Annotated in this window: 15 protein-coding genes; 11 read left to right on the forward strand and 4 right to left on the reverse strand. The window is 73.0% G+C overall.

The genetic code is table 11. The annotated features are described in order from the left end of the window. Positions 1-163: 163 nt before the first annotated feature. Positions 164-2,602 carry a PIG-L family deacetylase gene (locus ACFYYJ_RS35835; protein WP_389138426.1) on the forward strand — a complete coding sequence of 813 codons (2,439 nt, stop codon included), beginning with the start codon at positions 164-166 and terminating at the stop codon, positions 2,600-2,602. A gap of 248 nt (positions 2,603-2,850) precedes the next feature. Further along, positions 2,851-4,905, forward strand: a complete 2,055-nt coding sequence (locus ACFYYJ_RS35840; protein ID WP_385357920.1) for a PIG-L family deacetylase — start codon at positions 2,851-2,853, stop codon at positions 4,903-4,905. Between the two features lie 69 nt (positions 4,906-4,974). Here the strand turns inward: ACFYYJ_RS35840 and ACFYYJ_RS35845 are convergent, their stop codons facing one another. Further along, positions 4,975-6,336: a glutamine synthetase family protein gene (locus ACFYYJ_RS35845; RefSeq protein ID WP_365167959.1), complete on the reverse strand. Its 1,362-nt coding sequence runs from the start codon at positions 6,334-6,336 to the stop codon at positions 4,975-4,977. Positions 6,337-6,604: 268 nt separating this feature from the next. Here ACFYYJ_RS35845 and ACFYYJ_RS35850 point away from each other — a divergent pair, with 268 nt between their 5' ends. The 4 genes from ACFYYJ_RS35850 (at position 6,605) to ACFYYJ_RS35865 (ending at position 8,976) form a co-directional block, all read left to right on the forward strand. Further along, entirely contained in the window at positions 6,605-6,934 is a 330-nt protein-coding gene (locus tag ACFYYJ_RS35850; RefSeq protein ID WP_385357909.1) for a hypothetical protein, read from the forward strand. Positions 6,935-6,988: 54 nt separating this feature from the next. Next, positions 6,989-7,678, forward strand: coding sequence for a DUF3105 domain-containing protein (locus ACFYYJ_RS35855; protein WP_389138431.1), 690 nt, complete (start codon positions 6,989-6,991; stop codon positions 7,676-7,678). Next, positions 7,675-8,430, forward strand: coding sequence for a DUF305 domain-containing protein (locus ACFYYJ_RS35860; RefSeq protein WP_389138434.1), 756 nt, complete (start codon positions 7,675-7,677; stop codon positions 8,428-8,430). Before ACFYYJ_RS35855 ends, ACFYYJ_RS35860 begins: the two co-directional genes overlap by 4 nt. Positions 8,431-8,556: 126 nt before the next feature. After that, positions 8,557-8,976 carry a CBS domain-containing protein gene (locus ACFYYJ_RS35865; protein ID WP_385128109.1) on the forward strand — a complete coding sequence of 140 codons (420 nt, stop codon included), beginning with the start codon at positions 8,557-8,559 and terminating at the stop codon, positions 8,974-8,976. On the opposite strand, the gene ACFYYJ_RS35870 is transcribed toward ACFYYJ_RS35865, so the two are convergent. Both ACFYYJ_RS35870 and ACFYYJ_RS35875 read right to left on the reverse strand, forming a co-directional pair. After that, positions 8,897-9,847, reverse strand: coding sequence for an alpha/beta fold hydrolase (locus ACFYYJ_RS35870; protein ID WP_389138438.1), 951 nt, complete (start codon positions 9,845-9,847; stop codon positions 8,897-8,899). The genes ACFYYJ_RS35865 and ACFYYJ_RS35870 overlap by 80 nt on opposite strands. Further along, positions 9,844-10,497, reverse strand: coding sequence for a DUF998 domain-containing protein (locus tag ACFYYJ_RS35875; RefSeq protein ID WP_385128132.1), 654 nt, complete (start codon positions 10,495-10,497; stop codon positions 9,844-9,846). The genes ACFYYJ_RS35870 and ACFYYJ_RS35875 overlap by 4 nt, the downstream gene beginning before the upstream one ends. A gap of 253 nt (positions 10,498-10,750) precedes the next feature. On the opposite strand from ACFYYJ_RS35875, the gene ACFYYJ_RS35880 reads away from it, so the two are divergent. The 4 genes from ACFYYJ_RS35880 (at position 10,751) to ACFYYJ_RS35895 (ending at position 16,101) form a co-directional block, all read left to right on the forward strand. Beyond that, a complete protein-coding gene (locus ACFYYJ_RS35880) occupies positions 10,751-11,248 on the forward strand; it encodes a hypothetical protein (protein WP_389138441.1) in 498 nt (165 codons plus the stop codon). Positions 11,249-11,284: 36 nt separating this feature from the next. Further along, on the forward strand, positions 11,285-12,964 hold the full coding sequence (locus ACFYYJ_RS35885) for a multicopper oxidase family protein (protein ID WP_389138444.1): 1,680 nt from the start codon (positions 11,285-11,287) through the stop codon (positions 12,962-12,964). An 81-nt stretch (positions 12,965-13,045) separates the two neighbouring features. Beyond that, the gene (locus tag ACFYYJ_RS35890) at positions 13,046-14,287 is read left to right on the forward strand and encodes a hypothetical protein (RefSeq protein ID WP_389138447.1); all 1,242 of its coding nucleotides are present in this window, start codon (positions 13,046-13,048) and stop codon (positions 14,285-14,287) included. Positions 14,288-14,346: 59 nt separating this feature from the next. After that, complete coding sequence (locus tag ACFYYJ_RS35895; RefSeq protein WP_389138450.1) at positions 14,347-16,101, forward strand: NAD+ synthase; 1,755 nt, start codon at positions 14,347-14,349, stop codon at positions 16,099-16,101. Between the two features lie 86 nt (positions 16,102-16,187). Here ACFYYJ_RS35895 and ACFYYJ_RS35900 read toward each other — a convergent pair whose 3' ends face one another. Beyond that, complete coding sequence (locus ACFYYJ_RS35900) at positions 16,188-17,213, reverse strand: endonuclease/exonuclease/phosphatase family protein (protein ID WP_389138454.1); 1,026 nt, start codon at positions 17,211-17,213, stop codon at positions 16,188-16,190. A 298-nt stretch (positions 17,214-17,511) separates the two neighbouring features. On the opposite strand from ACFYYJ_RS35900, the gene panB reads away from it, so the two are divergent. Beyond that, entirely contained in the window at positions 17,512-18,381 is an 870-nt protein-coding gene (gene panB, locus ACFYYJ_RS35905) for a 3-methyl-2-oxobutanoate hydroxymethyltransferase (protein ID WP_385128103.1), read from the forward strand. Positions 18,382-18,431 lie beyond the last annotated feature (50 nt).

An 18,431-nucleotide genomic window follows, 5' to 3' on the forward strand; every position in this document is an offset into this window, starting at 1 on the left:
CTCCTGGGTCGTCGCTGCCGCCGTCTGCCTGGGGCGAGCCTAGCCGGAGCGGCGTTCGAGGCACGGGATGATCAGCGACGTATCATGAGGCGACTTATCTGACTATCTGAATGTTTAGTTCAACTTGGGGCCCGCTCCCCGCCACCAGGCCAGGAGGAGCCCCGTGCAAGAGCGTTCGGCCGCCGGCCCCCACCCCGAATACGACACCGGGGCGGTGAACGGTTCCCGATCCCGGGAGGACGCGCCCGGCCGCGGGGCCCGCCGCCGGTCCCGCCGCGCGGGAGCGGAGGCCGACCGGGGCCGCGGGCGCCGGGCCCGGCGCAGGGACACCACACCGACCGAACCGGCCCCCCTCCGGGCCCGCCGGGGCCAGGACGAGCCCCCGTACGACAGCGACCGGGCGCACGCCGAAGTCCGCGGTGGCGGGCGGGCGACCGGCGGCGGGGCCGGGCACGTCCCCGAGGGCCGGCGCCGCGGCCGCGGCGGACCCGGACCCGGACCCTCCGCGGCGCGGGACCGGCACCACCGGGCCGCCCTCGTCAAGGTCGTCGCGTTCGTCGCCGCGACCCTCGCCGGCAGCATGCTCGTGCTCCGCGGCGCCGACGCCCTCGACCGGCTCGACCACCCGGCCCCGTCCGACGGCAGGGCCGTCGCCCCCGCCGCGGTCGCCGACGCGCCCGATCCCGGGCGGGTGCTCCAGATCGTCGCGCACCCCGACGACGACCTCTACTTCATGAACCCGGACCTGCGTTACTCCATAACCGCCGGCCACCCCGTGACCTCGGTCTACCTCACCTCCGGCGAAGCCGACGGCATAAACGCCGGCGCCGCCAAGGAGAAGAGCACCCGCCCCGACAAGCCCGCCTACGCCGAGGCCCGCCAGAACGGAATCCGCGCAGCCTACGCCCAGATGGCCACCGGCGACCGCACCAGTGCCTGGAAGCGCACCGTCGTCCCGACCAAGGGCGGCGCCCAGGCCGAGGTGGACGTCCTCGTCGCCAAACCCCACGTCAACCTCGTCTGGTTGCAGCTGCACGAGGCGGGCAACGTCTACGAGCCCGTCACCGACAGCCTCCACGGCCTGTGGGACGGCAAGATCCCCCGCCTGGAGTCGATGCTCGCCTCCGGCACCCCCGTCAAGCAGCGGTTCTCGTACACGAAGGAGCAGGTCGTCCAGACCCTCGTCGGCGTACTGGAGCAGTACAAGCCGACGACCATCCGCGCCCAGGACCCCACCCCCGGCCGGTTCCCCGACACCAAGCGGTACACCGACCACCAGGACCACTTCTACGGCGCCCGCTTCGTGCAGCTGGCCACCGCCGCGTACGCGAAGGACGTCAAGGACCGCCCGCACTTCGCGCTCCAGAACTACATCGGCTACTTCAACGGCTCCCTCCCCAGCACCCTGGACCCGGGCGAGGCCAAGGAGAAACTGGACAGCCTGGACACGTACTCCTGGCTCGACCGGCAGAACCACTGCGGCAGCGCCGCCGGTTGCGGCGACCTCAAGGTCGCCGACCACCCGGCGGGCAACCGGTGGACCGACACCGTCAACTACGCCCGGGGCAACAGCACTTCCTGGCTGACCTCCGACGCGGACCACGGTCTGTGGGCCTTCAAGGTGCTCGACGGACAGGTCGCCGTCTGGCACCGCGCCGGCCTCGTCGGCCCCTGGACCGGCCCCACCCTGCTGCCCGGCACCGGCATGGACCCGGGCATGTCCACCCTCACCTTCAAGGACGGCCGGACAGCCGCCTTCGGCACCCGCACCTCCTTCGGCGCGAAGCCCGCCGACTACAGGCGCGAGGTCGTGTACGCCGTCCAGCAGGCACCCGGTTCGAAGGAGTTCGGGGAATGGCGGTCGCTGGGCACGCCCGAGGTCGCCGACGAGGCGTGGACCTCCGACATCAGCGCCCCCGCCGTCTCCCTCGACGGCACCGGGCAACCGGCGGCGTACGTCCGCGACGGCGCGGGCACCCTGCGCGGCACGGTGCAGCGAGCGGACGGCAGTTGGGGCCCGTGGGAGCGCTACGGCGGCGCCGACCTGCACGGCACCCCGGCCACCGCGACCGACGGCGCCGGGCGGCGCATGGTCTTCTCCACGACCTCCAAGACGGTGCTGGGCTGGGTACAGTCCAAGCCGGGCGCCCCGCTGGGCCCGGCCACGGCCACCGGCCTGCCCGACACCACGCTCCCGCTGACGGCGGCGGGCCGCGAGGGCGGGGTGCGACTGTGGTTCCGCAAGCCCGGATCGGGCAATGTCCGCACCGCACTCGTCACCGGGGACGGCGGACTGAAGGTGAACAACCTGACCGACCTCGGCGGGCTCCAGGGCTTCGGCGCGGTGACGGCGAGCGGGCACGTACTGGCGGGCCGCACGGCGGGCGGGCAGTTGGGCTCGGAACTCGGGCGGGACCGGCCGTGGGAGCGGTCGCCGCTGATGTTCGTGGGCGCGCCCTCCTCCACGACGACCGGCAGGAACATGGTGAGCCTGGCCGTGGTCGGGCTCGACGCGCGGCTGTACGTGACCTCGTCGGCGGACGCCCCGGACGCGCGGCTGGCGCCCTGGCAACCGGTGGGCCCGCGCAACACGGCCCCGTAGGAAGCGGCCGCCAGGATCGCGCACCACCGCTCACGCGGCACGAGGTCGACCCCAGGAGCGGAGCAACAGCCTCCACATTCCGGCCACATATCGGGACCAAAACCTCCACGGGGCACCATCACGTCCGGTCGATTTCGAAATGCGGCGGTCATCGACGAAATCGGTGAACCAAGTCCGCCGATTTCGCCTCTCTCTGACTGATCAGCGGTTTTTCCCGCCCCGGACCTGACCCCCCAAGGCGTGACCCAATGCCACTCACCCGTCGCCGTTTCGCGGCCCTGCTCACGGTGCTCACCGCGGGCACCACAGGCGTGTTCGCCGTGGCCGCAGCCCAGCAGACGTCGGCCGAGGCCACCCAGGACAAGGGTCCTGCCGCCGCGCTGCCCGCCAGCGTGACCGCCGGATCGGTCGTGCAGGTCGTCGCCCACCCCGACGACGACCTGTTCTTCATGAACCCCGACCTCGTCCGCTCCCTGCTCGCCGGCACCCCGGTCACCACCGCCTACCTGACCTCCGGCGAGGCCGACGGCGTCAACCGGGCCAACGGAGGCGCCGCCAAGGACCCGGACCAGCCCGCCGACCGCGCCCACTACGCGGAGGCCCGGCAGAACGGCATACGCTCCGCCTACGCGCAGATGGCCACCGGGGACCGCACCAGCGCGTGGCGCCGTACGGTCATACCCACGGCCGGAGGCGGACAGGCTGAGCTCGACGTGCTCATAGCGAAGCCGCAGGTCAACCTGGTGTGGCTGCAGCTGCGCGAGGCCCGCAGCACCGGCGGCGACAACCCGGACAGCCTGCGCGGCCTGTGGAACGGGCGGATACCGGCACTGGCGTCCCAGCTGACCTCCGGCACCCCGGTCAAGCAGCAGTTCACGTACGGCAAGGCCCAGCTCATACGGACGATATCCGGGGTCCTGGAGCGGTACCGGCCGACGACGATACGGATGCAGGACCCGACGCCGGGACGGTACGGGGATCCCGGCAAGTACACCGACCACCAGGACCACATGTACGGCGCCCGCTTCGTGCAGGCCGCCGCGGCGGACTACGCCGAGCGGGTCCAGGACCGTCCGCGCTTCTCCGTGCAGAACTACCTCGGCTACCACAACGGCACCCTGCCGCACGCGCTGGACCCGCAGACCGCAGACGTGAAGACCGGCTTCCTGAAGACCTACGCCTGGCAGGACGGCGAGAACTACTGCGGCAGCCCCTCCGGCTGCGGCGACCGCAAGGTCGCGGGCAATCCGACCGGCAAGAACTGGGCGCAGTCGCTGCGCTACAGCCGCGGCGACCTCACCTCCTGGATGACGGAGGGCACGCCCGGCCGGCTCTGGGCCTTCGCCACCCTCGACGGGCAGACCGCGTACTGGACCCGGACCCCGGCCGGGGCCTGGACGGGCCCCGCGCTCCTCCCCGGCACGGGCATCGACCCGGGCGCCGGCGCCGTCCGACTCCCCGACGGCCGCGTCGGGGTACTGGCCACCCGCACGACGCTGGGATCCGTACCGGTCGAGTACCGGCGCGAGGTCGTGTACTCCGTCCAGTCCGCGCCCGACGGCCCGTTCGGGCCGTGGCAGTCGCTGGGCACCCCCGAGCGGACCGACGAGGAGGGCACCTCCGCGATCAGCTCCCCCTCGGCCGCCGTCGACGCGAACGGCCGCGTCACGGTCTACCTGCGCGACTCCCGCCGCACCCTGCGCGCCTCGACCCAGCAGGCGGACGGCGGCTTCTCCGAGTGGCACCGCGTGGGCGGCGAGGACCTGCAGAGCGATCCGGTGACGGCGGTCGACTCCGCCGGGCGGCGCCACGTGTACGCCACCACCACGAAGTCGGTCCTGGCCTGGATCCAGCCCACCCCGACCGCCCCCCTGGTCGGCCCCTTCGAGACGGGCCTGCCCGCCACGACGGTCCCGCTGACGGCGGTCCCGGACGGCGCGGGCGTCCGCCTGTACTTCCGCCGCCCGGACTCGGGGGTCGTCCGCACGGCCCTGGTCACGGCCACCTCCGGCAAGCCCCAGGTCTCCAGCGTCGCGGAGGCCGGCGGCCGGGCCGGCTACGGCGCGGTCGGCGTCGCGGGCCGCCTCGTCTCGGGCCGCGCGGACACCGGGACGATCAGCACGACGGGCCTCGGCGGCCCCCCGGCGTGGACGGAGTCCGCGATGCTCTACGCGGGCGCCCCGGGCGCGGTCCTGGAACTCTCCGGCACGACGACGGCGGTCCTGGGCCTGGACGCGAACCTCCACATCACCACCACCCCCAGGACTCCGACGACCCCCACCTGGCACCGCGCGGTCCGCTGAGGCCCGCACGACGCACGACGGGGCCGACGGTCGAGATGACCGTCGGCCCCGTCGCACCGCGCACGCGGGCTACAACACCGGCAGGTTCTTGCGCAGCTCGAAGGCCGTGACCTCGCTGCGGTACTCCTCCCACTCCTGCTTCTTGTTGCGCAGGAAGAAGTCGAAGACGTGCTCGCCGAGGGTTTCGGCGACCAGTTCGCTGCGCTCCATCAGGGCGATGGCCTCGCCGAGGTTCTGCGGGAGGGGCTCGATGCCCATCGCGCGGCGTTCCGCGTCGGAGAGGGCCCAGACGTCGTCGTCGGCGCCCGCCGGGAGTTCGTAGCCCTCCTCGATGCCCTTGAGGCCCGCCGCGAGGAGCACTGCGTAGGTGAGGTACGGGTTGGCGCCCGAGTCGATCGAGCGGACCTCGACGCGCGAGGAGCCCGTCTTGCCCGGCTTGTACATCGGGACGCGGATCAGGGCCGAGCGGTTGTTGTGGCCCCAGCAGATGTACGAAGGGGCCTCGCCGCCGGAGCCGGCGGTGCGCGAGGAGCCGCCCCAGATGCGCTTGTAGGAGTTGACCCACTGGTTGGTGACGGCGGCCGTCTCGGCGGCGTGCTTCAGCAGACCCGCGATGAAGGAGCGGCCGACCTTCGAGAGCTGGTACTCGGCGCCCGACTCGTAGAAGGCGTTACGGTCGCCCTCGAAGAGGGACAGGTGGGTGTGCATGCCCGAGCCCGGGTACTCCGAGAACGGCTTCGGCATGAAGGTGGCCTGGACGCCCTGTTCGAGGGCGACCTGCTTCATGACCAGGCGGAAGGTCATGATGTTGTCGGCCGTCGAGAGCGCGTCGGCGTAGCGGAGGTCGATCTCCTGCTGGCCGGGGGCGCCCTCGTGGTGGCTGAACTCCACCGAGATGCCCATGGATTCGAGCATCGTGATCGCCTGGCGGCGGAAGTCCATGCCGACGTTCTGCGGAGTGTGGTCGAAATAGCCGGAGTTGTCCGCCGGCACCGGGCGGGTGCCGTCCAGGGGCTTGTCCTTCAGCAGGAAGAACTCGATCTCCGGGTGGGTGTAGAAGGTGAAGCCCAGGTCGGAGGTCTTCGCCAGGATGCGCTTGAGCACGAAGCGCGGGTCCGCGAAGGACGGGGAGCCGTCCGGCATCAGGATGTCGCAGAACATCCGGGCGGTCCCGGGGGCCTCGGCGCGCCACGGCAGTATCTGGAACGTGCTCGGGTCCGGCTTGGCGATCATGTCGGACTCGTAGACCCGCGCGAAGCCCTCGATGGCGGAGCCGTCGAAGCCGATTCCCTCGTCGAAGGCCTGCTCCAGCTCGGCCGGGGCGACCGCGACGGACTTGAGGAAGCCCAGTACGTCGGTGAACCACAGGCGCACGAAGCGGATGTCGCGCTCCTCAAGCGTCCGGAGGACGAATTCCTGCTGCTTGTCCATGCCTTCATCCTCGCAGTTCAGACGGCCTGTGCACCACCTCCCCGAGGAGCGGGCCACAGTCGGGCCGGCCCAGTATCGCCGGCGGTGGTTTCCGCCACATTACGCACCCCCGAAAGGTCGTGACACCCCCGCACTGACCTCCGGCCCGACATGAGCATTACCATCTGCGCCCATGGGGGGCCGGCAGTACACGCGGCGCGGGCGTCGTGGACGTCCGCCGCTTCGGCGTGCCGCGCTTCCGCCGGGGCCATCGGCGGCGTTCCGGGCGATGTCCGGGGCGCTGGTCGCGATGCTGGTCGGAGTGGTGGTCGCCGTGCTGGTGGGGGGCCTCTTCCTCTGCTCGCGGCCCGGTGGGGCCGAGCGCGTGGCCGACGAGGCGCGGGCGCACGCCGTCTGCGTCTCCCCGTACGACCTGCCCGGCTGCTCGCCCCTCGCGCACGCGGTGCCGGCCGTGCTGCCCGCGCCGCAGCCCGCCGCGGTGCCGGCCGGCGGCGGGCCGCAGACCCCCGTCCGGGGCGTCGGGGCGGGGTGGACGCGGCCGCCCGAGCCGCTCGCGCGCGCCCCCGACCTGCATGTGCTCCAGGTGCTGCGGACCTGACGGGTCCCGTATTCCGCGCTCATCCACCCCCCTCAGCCAAAGGAACCAGGGCACATGGCCAGCAGGACCACCAACCACACCGACCCGAACTCCCGCCAGGCGCGGATAGCCGAGATGCGCCGCGTCGAGCAGGCGCGCGAACGGCGCAACAAGGCCATCGCGATCACCGTCTCCACCGTCATCGTCGCCGGACTCGTCGGCTTCGGCGCCTGGGTGCTGATCGACCAGAAGCAGACCGAGAAGCGCAAGGCGCAGGCCGCGGAGAAGCTCCTCAAGGAGCAGCAGGAGATCCGCAAGAAGCCCGTCGAGGGCGAGCAGGTCTGGGACGCGAAGAAGCTGGGCCGCACCCACGTCGAGACCCCGGTGAAGTACGAGATGAACCCGCCGGTCGGCGGCGACCACCACCCCCGCTGGATGAACTGCAACGGCGACGTCTACAAGGCCGCCGTCCCCGACGTGAACGCCGTGCACTCGATGGAGCACGGCGCGGTCTGGGTGACGTACAACGACAAGGCCCCCCAGGCCGAGCTCGACAAGCTCACGGCGCGGGTGGAGAAGACCCCGTACTCGCTGATGAGCCCGGTCAAGGAGCAGGCCGGGGCGATCATGCTCAGCGCGTGGGGCAAGCAGCTGACGGTGGAGAGCGCGGACGACCCCCGGGTGGCGCAGTTCTTCACCAAGTACGTGCAGGGCGAGCAGACCCCCGAGCCGGGCGCCGCCTGCACGAACGGCCTGACCAAGTGACCGGTCCGGACACCGGTACGGACACCGGTACGACGACCCGCCCGGCCCGCGTCCCCCGTACGTACTGGGTTTCGGGCACGGCGGTGCTGCTGGCGCTGCTGTTCGCGGCCGTGGCCACGATGGCCGCCGCCGCGAACGGCGACGGCGACGACCGACCGGCCGCGCGGGCCGCCGCCACTCCCGGGCTGCGCTCTCCCGACGCGGGCTTCGCCCGGGACATGGCGGTACACCACCAGCAGGCGGTGGAGATGTCCTTCGTCGTGCGCGACCGGACCCAGGACGAGCCGGTGCGCACCCTCGCGTACGACATCGCCAACACCCAGGCCAACCAGCGGGGCATGCTCCTGGGCTGGCTGGACCTGTGGGGGCTGCCGAAGGTGCTCGCCGACGAGCCCGCGATGTCCTGGATGGGTGACGGCGGCGACGGGCAAGGCGGGCACGGCGGGCACGGCGACGGGCACTCCGGGCACGGGACGGCCGTACAGCCCGGCGGGGCGCTCATGCCCGGGATGGCCACCAAGGATGAGCTCGCGCGGCTGGGCGCCGCCCAGGGCCGGGACGCCGAGGTGCTCTACCTCCAGCTGATGACCGACCACCACAAGGGCGGCGTCGCGATGGCCCAGGGCTGCGCGAAGCTCTGCACCACCCCGGTCGAGCGCGAGCTGGCCCAGGGCATGGTCGACGCACAGCAGGCGGAGCTCACCCTCATGGCGGACATGCTGGCGAAGCGCGGGGCCGCGCCGCGCGGGTGACGGGGCACGCTCGTACGGTGGTGGGAGGCGTCCCATCACCCGTACGGGCGTGTGCTCCCCGTGCCGGGACGCCGCGGCGGGGGCACCCGCGCTCCCGCCCCACACGGCGCTTTGGAGGTTTACGCGATGACGACCGCCGGAGAGATCATGCACGCCGGGGCCCAGTGGATCCCCGCCACCGAGACCCTCGACCGGGCCGCCCAGCTGATGGCCCGCCTGGGCGTGGGCGCACTACCCATCAGCGATACGTCGGAACGGCTCTGCGGCATCCTGACCGACCGCGACATCGTGGTCGGCTGCGTGGCCAAGGGGCACGATCCCTCGAAGATCACCGCAGGTGAGATGGCGCAGGGCACACCGCGCTGGATCGACGCGAACGCGGACGTCTCCGAGGTGCTGGAGGAGATGCAGAGCCACCAGATCCGCCGGCTCCCCGTGATCGAGAACAAGAAGCTGGTCGGCATGATCAGCGAGGCGGACCTGGCCAAGCACCTCTCGGAGGAGCAGATAGCCGGCTGGGCGGAGAAGGTCTACGCCCGCGGCTGATCCCGGCCGCCGCGCCGAGCACCGCCCGGGCCACCTGGTCCGGGCGGTCCAGCATGACCAGGTGTCCGGCGGGCTCGGCGACCTCGAAGCGCGCGCCGAGCCGGTCGGCGAGCTCCGCTTGGCGGGCGAGCCAGCGCAGGGCTCCGCGGCCCGTGCCGCCGCCGTGGCCCACGAGGACGGTGGCGGGCGCGGTCAGCGGATGCGTGGCGCGCAGGGCCAGGAGCTCGGCGGCGGCGTCGAGGTAGCGGGAGTTCTCCAACAGCGCCCCCTGCCAGACGCGGCCGGTGCGGTAGCAGCGCCGTACGAGGTCACGCGCGGCCGGATCGGCCCCGCCGGTCCGCGATGCCCGCACGACGGCCCGCCGGGCGGCCGGACCGAGCGCGGCGGGCACTCCGGCGGCGGTCACCACCCGGCCGAGGACCCGGGCGGCGCCGGTGCGCAGCGCCGCGGGCAGCAGGGCGCGCGGAGCCTCCTCGACGCTTGAGTCGAGGAGCACCAGGGCGGCGGTCCGCCCGGGGTACAGCCGCGCGAAGGCCTCGGCGTGGAACCCGGCGATGGAATGCCCGACCACGGTGACACCGGCGGCGCCGCCCAGGCCCGAGGCGTCCAGGAGGCCCGCGATGCGGTGGGCCTCGCCCGCGGCGGTGGGCGGCTCGGCGGCCGGGGCGCTGAGGCCGTGGCCGGGGCGGTCGAAGCGGACGACGGTGCGGCCCGCGGCGACGAGCAGCGCGGCGACCTCGTCCCAGTCGAACCAGGCCATGGCCAGCCCGGCGCTGAGCACGCACACCGGCCCCCGGCCCTCGAGCACCACGTGCAGCGGGACCCCGTCCACCCGCACGAAGCGTCCCGGGGCTCTCCGCACGCCGCTCACGTGCGCCGCTCCTCGTACACGGAGCGGGCGAGCAGGCCCAGCCACAGCGCCACGAACAGCACCTGGAGCCGCTGCCCGGCGCCCAGGGCCCAAGTGCCGCGCCCGGCCGTGAACAGGGCGATGGCGGTCAGGGTCCACGCGGTGGCGAGCAGTTCGAGGACGACGAGCACCGGGCCGTGGCGGGCCAGCGGCGCGAGCCGCCCGTAGCGCCGGGCGGCGACGGTGAGGGCGACTATCCCGACGAGGGCGCCGGTCATCGCGAGGCTGCTGCTGACGGCGTGGGCCTGATGGGTGGCGGGGACGAGCCCGGCGGTCTCCCGGGCCGCGCACACCGGGTCGACGGTGGGCGTGCAGCTCAGCGGCAGCCAGGCGTCGGCGGCGGTGGCCGCCCCGAAGAGGGTGACTCCGGCCCAGCCGGCGACGGCCCAGGGACGTCGGGACTCGATGCCGCGCAGCAGCCGCAGGAGCGCCAGCAGCCCGCCGGCGAAGGCGAGCAGGCCGGCGCAGAAGTCGGTGGCCCGGAAGAGGCCGCCGAGGGGCTGGTCCTGGGCGGCGAGCTCGCTCACGTACGTCTCGATGGGGTTGAGGCCGGTGGAGAGGACGACCTCCAGGACCCACGCGGTGTAGGCGGCGGCGCCGAGCCCGACCAGCACCGCCACCAGCGGGGCCGACGGCCAGGTCCGTCGCCCGGCCGTACGGAGCGCAGGGCCGGGCGTGGAGCCCGGCGTGGAGCCCGGCGTGGAGCCGGGCGTGGAGCCCGGCGTGGAGCCCGGCGTGGAGCCGGGCGTTGATCCGGCCCGGGGGCGCGGAGGGGGGCCATTGGTGGACATGGTGTGACTAATCCTATGCAGATCCGGGGTTTGATCCAGGGATCGGATACCCACCCGGGGTAGGGTTCCCGGCATGACGAGCAGAAGCCGGCGAGCCGCACCGTGGCCCCGGCCGCTGCTGCTCGCCGCTCTGCTGCTGGGCTTCGTGACCATGAACGCCCTGGGCCATCCGACTGAGTCCCATGCCTCGGAGGACGCACACGCGGCCCACTCCGTTGCCTCGGCGGGCCCGCCGGGCCCGCCGGGCCCGCCGGGCCCGCCGGGACCACCCGGCCCGCCCACGGACGACGAGCCCACGGACTGTGAGCCCACCGACGACGGGTCCACGGACGGTGAGCCCGACGGCACGCGGACCGACCCCGGGTCCGACTGCCCCGCCGTGCTCACCGGGCCCGCCGCGCCTTCCCCCGGGGAAGGACCGGCCGGCTCCCGCGATACCGCGCCGCTCGGGGGTGCGGCCCGCGTGCCGGTCCGGTCCGACGCGGGACCCGACCCGCCGCCGCCCGGCGGGCCCCGCGGGCCCCGTGCGCCCCACGAACTCCCCGACCGGCCGGCCGTCCCGCGCGCATAGGCGCGTACGGGACCGGGCCCGCGCCGTCGCCCCGGCATGCCCGCACCTCCCCCCACACCACACCCACGAGGTACTTCCGTGCGCCCTCTCCCCTCCCGTCGCGCCGTTCTCGGCGCCTCCGCCGCCTCCGCCGCCGCCCTCACCGGGTCCGGGCTGCTCTCCGCCTGCGCCCGCACCGCCACGGGCCGTGGCGCCACGGACCACGGCACCGGGGCCGACGGCGCGAACCGCGCCGCCGCCGGGGCCGCCGCCCCCGCCGACTACGTCGACCCGGCCGGGCCCGAGGTGCAGGCCGTCGAGGCCGCCCGCAAGGCCACGGGACCGCTCACCGAGGTCAGGATCACCGCCACCGCCGGCTCCGTGGACCTGGGCGGCGGACACGTCTTCCGCTCCTGGGCTTACGGCGACAAGGTCCCGGGCCCGGAGGTGCGGGCCACCGCGGGCGGCACGCTCTCCCTGACCCTCGCCAACAACCTCCCCGAGGCCACCTCCCTGCACTGCCACGGCCTGGCGATGCGCAACGACATGGACGGGGTCCCCGGGGTGACCCAGCGGGACATCGCCCCGGGCGGCTCCTTCACGTACAAGTTCGCCGTGCCGACCCCGGGGACGTACCTGTTCCACCCGCACACCGGGGTCCAGCAGGACCGCGGGCTGTACGCGCCGCTGATCGTCGAGGACCCGGACGAGCCCCTCTCCTACGACAAGGAGTGGGTGGTGGTCCTGGACGACTGGCTCGACGGGGTGGACGGCTCCACCCCGGACGCCGTGCTCGCCGAACTGCGCGGCGCGAACGGCCGGTCCGCGGGCGGCCACTCGGGGCACGGCACGACGCCCGCGCCCTCGCCCTCCGGGAGCAAGAGCAGCGCCGCCACCGGCCCCTCGCGCGTGCGCCTGCTCGGGGAGAGCGACGTACTCGGCAAGGACGTGGGCAATGTCGAATACCCGTACTACCTGATCAACGGCCGGGCGGCGGACGACCCTTCGGTCTTCACCGCACGGCCCGGGGACCGGATCCGGCTGCGCATCGTCAACGCGGGCGGCGACACCCCGTTCCGGATCGCCCTCGGCGGGCATGAACTGACGGTCACCCACACCGACGGCTACCCGGTGGAGCCCGCGAAGACCGGCTGCCTGCTGCTCGGCATGGGCGAGCGGTACGACGTCCTCGTCACCGCGCAGGACGGGGTGTTCCCGCTCACCGCGCTGGCCGAGGGCAAGGGCGCGTCGGCCTCCGCGCTCGCCGTGCTGCGCACGGGGACGGGGACGGCGCCCACCGCCGCGACGAGGCCGGCCGAGCTGACCACCGCCCCGCTGATGGCGGACCGGCTCAAGGCCGCGGAGTCGGTGGCGCTGCCCGCGCGCACCCCGGACCGTACGCTCTCGCTCCGGCTGACCGGCACGATGACCCGCTTCAACTGGGCCTTCGACGGCGCCCCGTTCACCACCGACCAGCGGCATCCGGTGAAGGCGGGAGAGCGGGTACGGCTGGAGTTCAGGAACCAGACGCCGATGTGGCACCCGGTCCACCTGCACGGGCACACCTTCGCCCTGGGCGGCGGCGCGGGCGCCCGCAAGGACACCACCGTCATCCTGTCGGGCGGGAGGCTGACGGTGGACTTCGACGCCGACAATCCCGGGCTGTGGATGCTGCACTGCCACAACGTGTACCACTCGGAGTCCGGAATGATGACGATCCTCGGTTACGAGCGCTGAGTTCCGCCCGCCGGGAAACGACGACGGGGTGCCGCGGGGCCGTGGCAGGGTTGTCCCGATCACGGCACGACACGAGACGCGATGACCGAGAAGGACGCCTCCGCCCGTATGAGCACCCCGCCGAACCCGTCAACCACCCCGGCCGAACCGGCGGAACCCTCCATACCCGAAGCGGCCCCACAGCCGTCACCGTCACCGTCACCGGAGGAGCCCGCCGCCACGCCGCCGCCCGGGAACGCCCCGGCCAAGGGCCCTTCCCCGGAGAAGGGCCCTTCCCTGGAAAAGGGTTCGGCCGGAGCGCCCTCGCCGGGGCGGGCGCCGACCGCGGCCCCCTCCCCCGCCGCCCCGACGGCACCGGCACCCGCCCCGGCACCCGCCGCCTCGTCGTTCGCCCCGCTCGTGCCCGCGCCCCCGACTCCCCCGGCCGGCCCCGGCTTCGGCGGCCCCGGCTTCGGCGGCCCCGCTGCCCCCGGTGGGCCCGCCCCCGCCAACCCGTGGGGCCGGCCCGGCCCCGGCCCCGGCGGTGCCGGATACGGCGGGCCCGGCTACCCGACGTACGCGCAGCCCGTCGCCGCCGGCGGCAACGGGTTGGCCCTCGCCGCGACGATCGTCGGCGGCTTCGGCATCCTCATCGGCCTCGTCCCCCTCCTCTTCTGGGCCGGCTTCCTCCTCGGCCTGGTCGCCATCGGCCTCGGCATCGGCGCCATCGTCCGCTCCTCCAAGGGCGCCCCGCAGAAGACGCTGTCCATCGTCGGCACCGTCCTCGGCGTGCTCGCCCTCTTCGCCTCGGTCGGCGGTCTCGTCCTCACCGCCCTCGTCTTCGGGAAGGCCGCCGACCGCCGGACGGAACAGCACGTGCAGTTCCCCGGCCGACCGCCGTCGACGTCCCCGCAGCCGCCGAAGCCCTCCGAGGTCCCCGGCATGACCAGCGCGCTGCCCTTCGGCGAGACCTTCACCTACGACAGCGGCGTGAAGGTGAGCCTCTCGAAGCCGACGGAGTACGAGCCGAACGGCATCGGCGACCTGAAGGACCTCAAGGGCGCGGTCCAGATCACGGTGACCGTCACCAACGGCTCGACGGAGCCGTACGAGGTCGAGTTCGGCGCCATCCCCAAGGTCCGTGACGACAAGGGCCTGGCCGCCGAAATGGCCATCGACGTCGCCGGCACCGCGCCGAAGTACATCAAGGGCGCCATCATGCCGGGCCAGTCCGCCAAGGGCGTCTTCGCGTTCACGCTGCCCGAGGGCACCGGGAACATCACCGCCGAGATCTCCCCGGGCGCCGACCTCGACTACGTGAAGTACGCCGGCCCGGTCGACTGAGGCGCGGAAACACACGGGACCCAGGACATCGCGTCAGAAAGACGATTAGACTGGGCCCCGTGCCTCAACTTCGTCTCGCTCTGAATCAGATCGACTCGCACGTCGGCAACATCACCGCCAACGCCGACTCGGTCGTCCACTGGACCCGGCACTCCGCCGAGCAGGGCGCCCATCTGGTGGCGTTCCCGGAGATGGTGCTGACCGGGTACCCCGTCGAGGACCTCGCCCTGCGCGAGTCCTTCGTCGAGGCCTCCCGCACCGCCCTGCGCGATCTGGCCCGGCGGCTCGCGGACGAGGGCTTCGGCGAGCTCCCGGTCGTCGTCGGCTACCTCGACCGCACCGAGAAGGCCGCGCCCCGGCTCGGCCGCCCGGCCGGTTCCCCGGAGAACGCGGCGGCGGTCCTGCACCGCGGCGAGGTCGTCCTGCGCTTCGCCAAGCACCACCTCCCCAACTACGGCGTGTTCGACGAGTTCCGGTACTTCGTGCCGGGCGACACCCAGCCGGTGATCCGCGTGCACGGCGTCGACGTGGCCCTGGCCATCTGCGAGGACCTCTGGCAGGAGGGCGGCCGGGTCCCCGCCACCCGCTCCGCCGGGGCCGGGCTGCTGATCTCGATCAACGCCTCTCCGTACGAGCGCAACAAGGACGACGCCCGCCTCGAACTGGTGCAGAAGCGCGCCCAGGAGGCCGGCTGCACCCTCGCCTACCTGGCCATGATCGGCGGCCAGGACGAGCTGGTCTTCGACGGCGACTCGATCGTGGTCGGGGCCGACGGCGAGGTCATCGCCCGCGCCCCGCAGTTCTCCGAGGGCTGCGTCCTGCTCGACCTCGACCTGCCCGCGGCGCTCGCCGACGCCCCCGAGGGCGTGGTCGACGACGGGCTGCGCATCGACCGGGTGATCCTCTCCGAGGAGCCCGCGGAAGCGCCCGAGGCGGTCGTCACCGGCGGGTACGCCGATCGGCTCGACGACGACGAGGAGATCTACGACGCGCTGGTCGTGGGCCTGCGCGCGTACGTCAGGAAGAACGGCTTCCGATCCGTCCTGATCGGGCTCTCCGGAGGCATCGACTCGGCGCTGGTCGCCGCCATCGCCTGCGACGCGATCGGCGCGCAGAACGTGTACGGCGTCTCGATGCCCTCGAAGTACTCCTCGGAGCACTCCAAGGGCGACGCGGCCGATCTGGCGACACGGACCGGCCTGAACTTCCGGACCGTGTCGATCGAGCCGATGTTCGACGCGTACATGGGATCGCTGGGCCTGACCGGTCTGGCGGAGGAGAACCTCCAGTCCCGGCTGCGCGGCACGATGCTGATGGCGGTCTCCAACCAGGAGGGCCACATCGTGCTGGCCCCGGGCAACAAGTCGGAGCTGGCCGTCGGCTACTCCACCCTGTACGGGGACTCGGTGGGCGCGTACGGCCCGATCAAGGACGTGTACAAGACGGACGTGTTCCGCCTGGCGCAGTACCGCAACCGGGCCGCCGTCGAGCGCGGGGAGACCCCTCCGATCCCGGAGAACTCGATCGTGAAGCCGCCGAGCGCGGAACTGCGCCCGGGCCAGGTGGACACGGACTCGCTGCCGGACTACCCGGTGCTCGACGCGATCCTGGCTCTGTACGTGGACCGCGACCAGGGCATGGAGGCGATCGTGGCGGCCGGCTTCGACCGGGAGTTGGTCGCCAGGACCCTGCGGATGGTGGACACGGCGGAGTACAAGCGCCGCCAGTACCCGCCGGGCACGAAGATCTCCGCGAAGGGTTTCGGCAAGGACCGCCGGCTGCCCATCACGAACGGCTGGCGCGAGCGGGCCTGACCGCCGCACCCGGCCCGTACGGGACGGGAAAGGGCCCCGCCGCCGTTCGCGGCGGGGGCCCTTTCCCCGTACTCGTCGTCCCTCGCCTACGGGACCGTCACGCGCGCCGCGACCGGCAGGTGGTCGCTGCCCGTGCGCGGCAGGGTCCAGGACGCCTCCGGTTCGATCCCGCGGACCATGATCTGGTCGATCCGGGCCATCGGGAACTGGGCCGGCCAACTGAAGCCGAAGCCGTCGCCCGCCGCGCCCTGCGTGGAGCGCATCTGCGAGGTGACCTCGGACAGCGAGCGGTCGTTCATGGTGCCGTTGAGGTCGCCGAGCAGGATGGCCTTCTTCAGCGGGTCCGCGGCGAGTGCGGCGCCCAGCGCGTCGGCGCTGTTGTCGCGCTGGTTGGCGGTGAAGCCCGCGTTCAGCTTGACCCGTACGGAAGGCAGGTGGGCGACGAAGACGGCCACCTGCCCCTGGGCGGTGTCGACGGTGACGCGCATGGCGCGCGTCCAGCCCAGCTTGATGTCCACCGGCCGGCTCGCGGACAGCGGGTACTTGCTCCACACCCCGACGGTGCCCTCGACCGAGTGGTACTTGTACGTGCCCGCCAGGGCCTTCTCGTAGACGGGGACGACGCTGCCCTTGAGCTCGGTCAGGGCCAGCACGTCGGCCCCGGACTTCGCGATGGACGCGGCGGTGCCGCGCGGGTCGGGGTTGTCGGCGTCGACGTTGTGGGTGGCGACGACGAGGTTGCCGCCGGGGCCGGACTTGTCGGTGACCAGGCCGCCGAAGATGTTCACCCATACCGCGGCCGTCAGCAGTATCGCGATCAGCGCCGTCGCGGACTTCCGCACGACCGCCCCGACCAGCAGCAGCGGGACGGCCACTCCGAGCCAGGGCAGGAAGGTCTCGGTGAGGCTGCCGAGGTTGCCCACGTCGTTGGGCAGTTGCGCGTGGAAGACCATGACCAGGCAGATCAGCACCGAGATCGCGGCCAGCACCAGGCCGCGGCGCCAGATTCCGGGGTCCCTGCGCAGTTCGGCCAGCCGGCGCCGGAAGCGGGACCCGGAGGGCTCGGGCTCCGAGCCGCCGTTCCCCGACTCCGTCATGTACGCCTGTGCCATGCCACTGCCCTCACTGCCGTGCTCGCGCTCCGTCCCCGCCCCTTGACCCTAGGCGATGACCGGAGCCTTCCGTGTCCCACGTCACGCCCGCTCGAAGCGGCCGTACGCCCCGGAGGACGAACAGCCGTGCGGCACGGGTTCCGCTTGCTTCCTCTTGTCACGAAACGCGCACATTGCATCCTCCGCGTCCGGCGCGCTCCGCGCAGCACTTCCGCCTTTGGGCACGCGGATGCCACCATGGTGGGTGAGTCCGGGGACGCCGTAAGGGCGCCTCGAGATGACACAAGGAGCAGTTGCAATGACGCACGCCGTTTCGCCTGCCCGCGAACCCGCATCCGCCGCCTCCCCCACCCTGTACGGAGGCACGGGCACGCGGCGCATCACCGTCCGCGACCTGACCCTCGCCAAGGAACGCGGCGAGAAGTGGCCCATGCTCACCGCCTACGACGCGATGACCGCTTCCGTCTTCGACGAGGCCGGGATCCCGGTGATCCTCGTCGGCGACTCCATGGGCAACTGCCACCTGGGCTACGACACCACCGTCCCGGTGACGATGGACCAGATGACCATGCTGTCGGCCGCGGTCGTCCGCGGCACGAGCCGGTCGCTGGTCGTCGGCGACATGCCGTTCGGTTCGTACCAGGAGGGTCCCGTCCAAGCGCTGCGCAGCGCCACCCGCCTCGTGAAGGAGGCCGGAGTCGGAGCGGTGAAGCTGGAGGGCGGCGAGCGCTCGCTGGCCCAGACCGAGCTGATCGTGCAGTCCGGCATCCCCGTCATGTCCCACCTGGGGCTGACGCCGCAGTCCGTCAACGCCATGGGCTACCGGGTCCAGGGCCGCGGCGACGAGGCCGCGCACCAGCTGCTGCGCGACGCGAAGGCCGCGCAGGACGCGGGCGCGTTCGCGGTGGTGCTGGAGCTGGTCCCGGCCGAGCTGGCCGCCGAGGTCACCCGGTCCCTGCACATCCCGACGGTCGGCATCGGCGCGGGCGCCGAGTGCGACGCGCAGGTGCTGGTGTGGACCGACATGATGGGCCTGACCGGCGGGAAGATGCCGAAGTTCGTCAAGCAGTACGCGAACCTCCGGCAGACCATGAACGACGCGGCGAAGGCCTTCGCCGAGGACGTGGTCGGCGGAACGTTCCCGCAGGCGGAGCACGCCTTCCACTGACGGCCGCGCCCGTGTTCCACCGACGGCCGTGCCCGTCGTGAAGTGAGTAC

The organism is Streptomyces sp. NPDC002467 (assembly GCF_042889825.1).
Classification (GTDB): Bacteria; Actinomycetota; Actinomycetes; order Streptomycetales; family Streptomycetaceae; genus Streptomyces.

What these genes read in the sequence shown, in the direction of transcription:
- ACFYYJ_RS35840 (WP_385357920.1), top strand. Translation starts at nt 2,851, where the DNA reads ATGCCACTCACCCGTCGCCGTTTCGCGGCCCTGCTCACGGTGCTCACC.
- ACFYYJ_RS35845 (WP_365167959.1), bottom strand. Translation starts at nt 6,336, where the DNA reads ATGGACAAGCAGCAGGAATTCGTCCTCCGGACGCTTGAGGAGCGCGAC.
- ACFYYJ_RS35850 (WP_385357909.1), top strand. Translation starts at nt 6,605, where the DNA reads ATGTCCGGGGCGCTGGTCGCGATGCTGGTCGGAGTGGTGGTCGCCGTG.
- ACFYYJ_RS35855 (WP_389138431.1), top strand. Translation starts at nt 6,989, where the DNA reads ATGGCCAGCAGGACCACCAACCACACCGACCCGAACTCCCGCCAGGCG.
- ACFYYJ_RS35865 (WP_385128109.1), top strand. Translation starts at nt 8,557, where the DNA reads ATGACGACCGCCGGAGAGATCATGCACGCCGGGGCCCAGTGGATCCCC.
- ACFYYJ_RS35880 (WP_389138441.1), top strand. Translation starts at nt 10,751, where the DNA reads ATGACGAGCAGAAGCCGGCGAGCCGCACCGTGGCCCCGGCCGCTGCTG.
- ACFYYJ_RS35885 (WP_389138444.1), top strand. Translation starts at nt 11,285, where the DNA reads ATGCCCGCACCTCCCCCCACACCACACCCACGAGGTACTTCCGTGCGC.
- ACFYYJ_RS35890 (WP_389138447.1), top strand. Translation starts at nt 13,046, where the DNA reads ATGACCGAGAAGGACGCCTCCGCCCGTATGAGCACCCCGCCGAACCCG.
- ACFYYJ_RS35900 (WP_389138454.1), bottom strand. Translation starts at nt 17,213, where the DNA reads ATGGCACAGGCGTACATGACGGAGTCGGGGAACGGCGGCTCGGAGCCC.
- panB (WP_385128103.1), top strand. Translation starts at nt 17,512, where the DNA reads ATGACGCACGCCGTTTCGCCTGCCCGCGAACCCGCATCCGCCGCCTCC.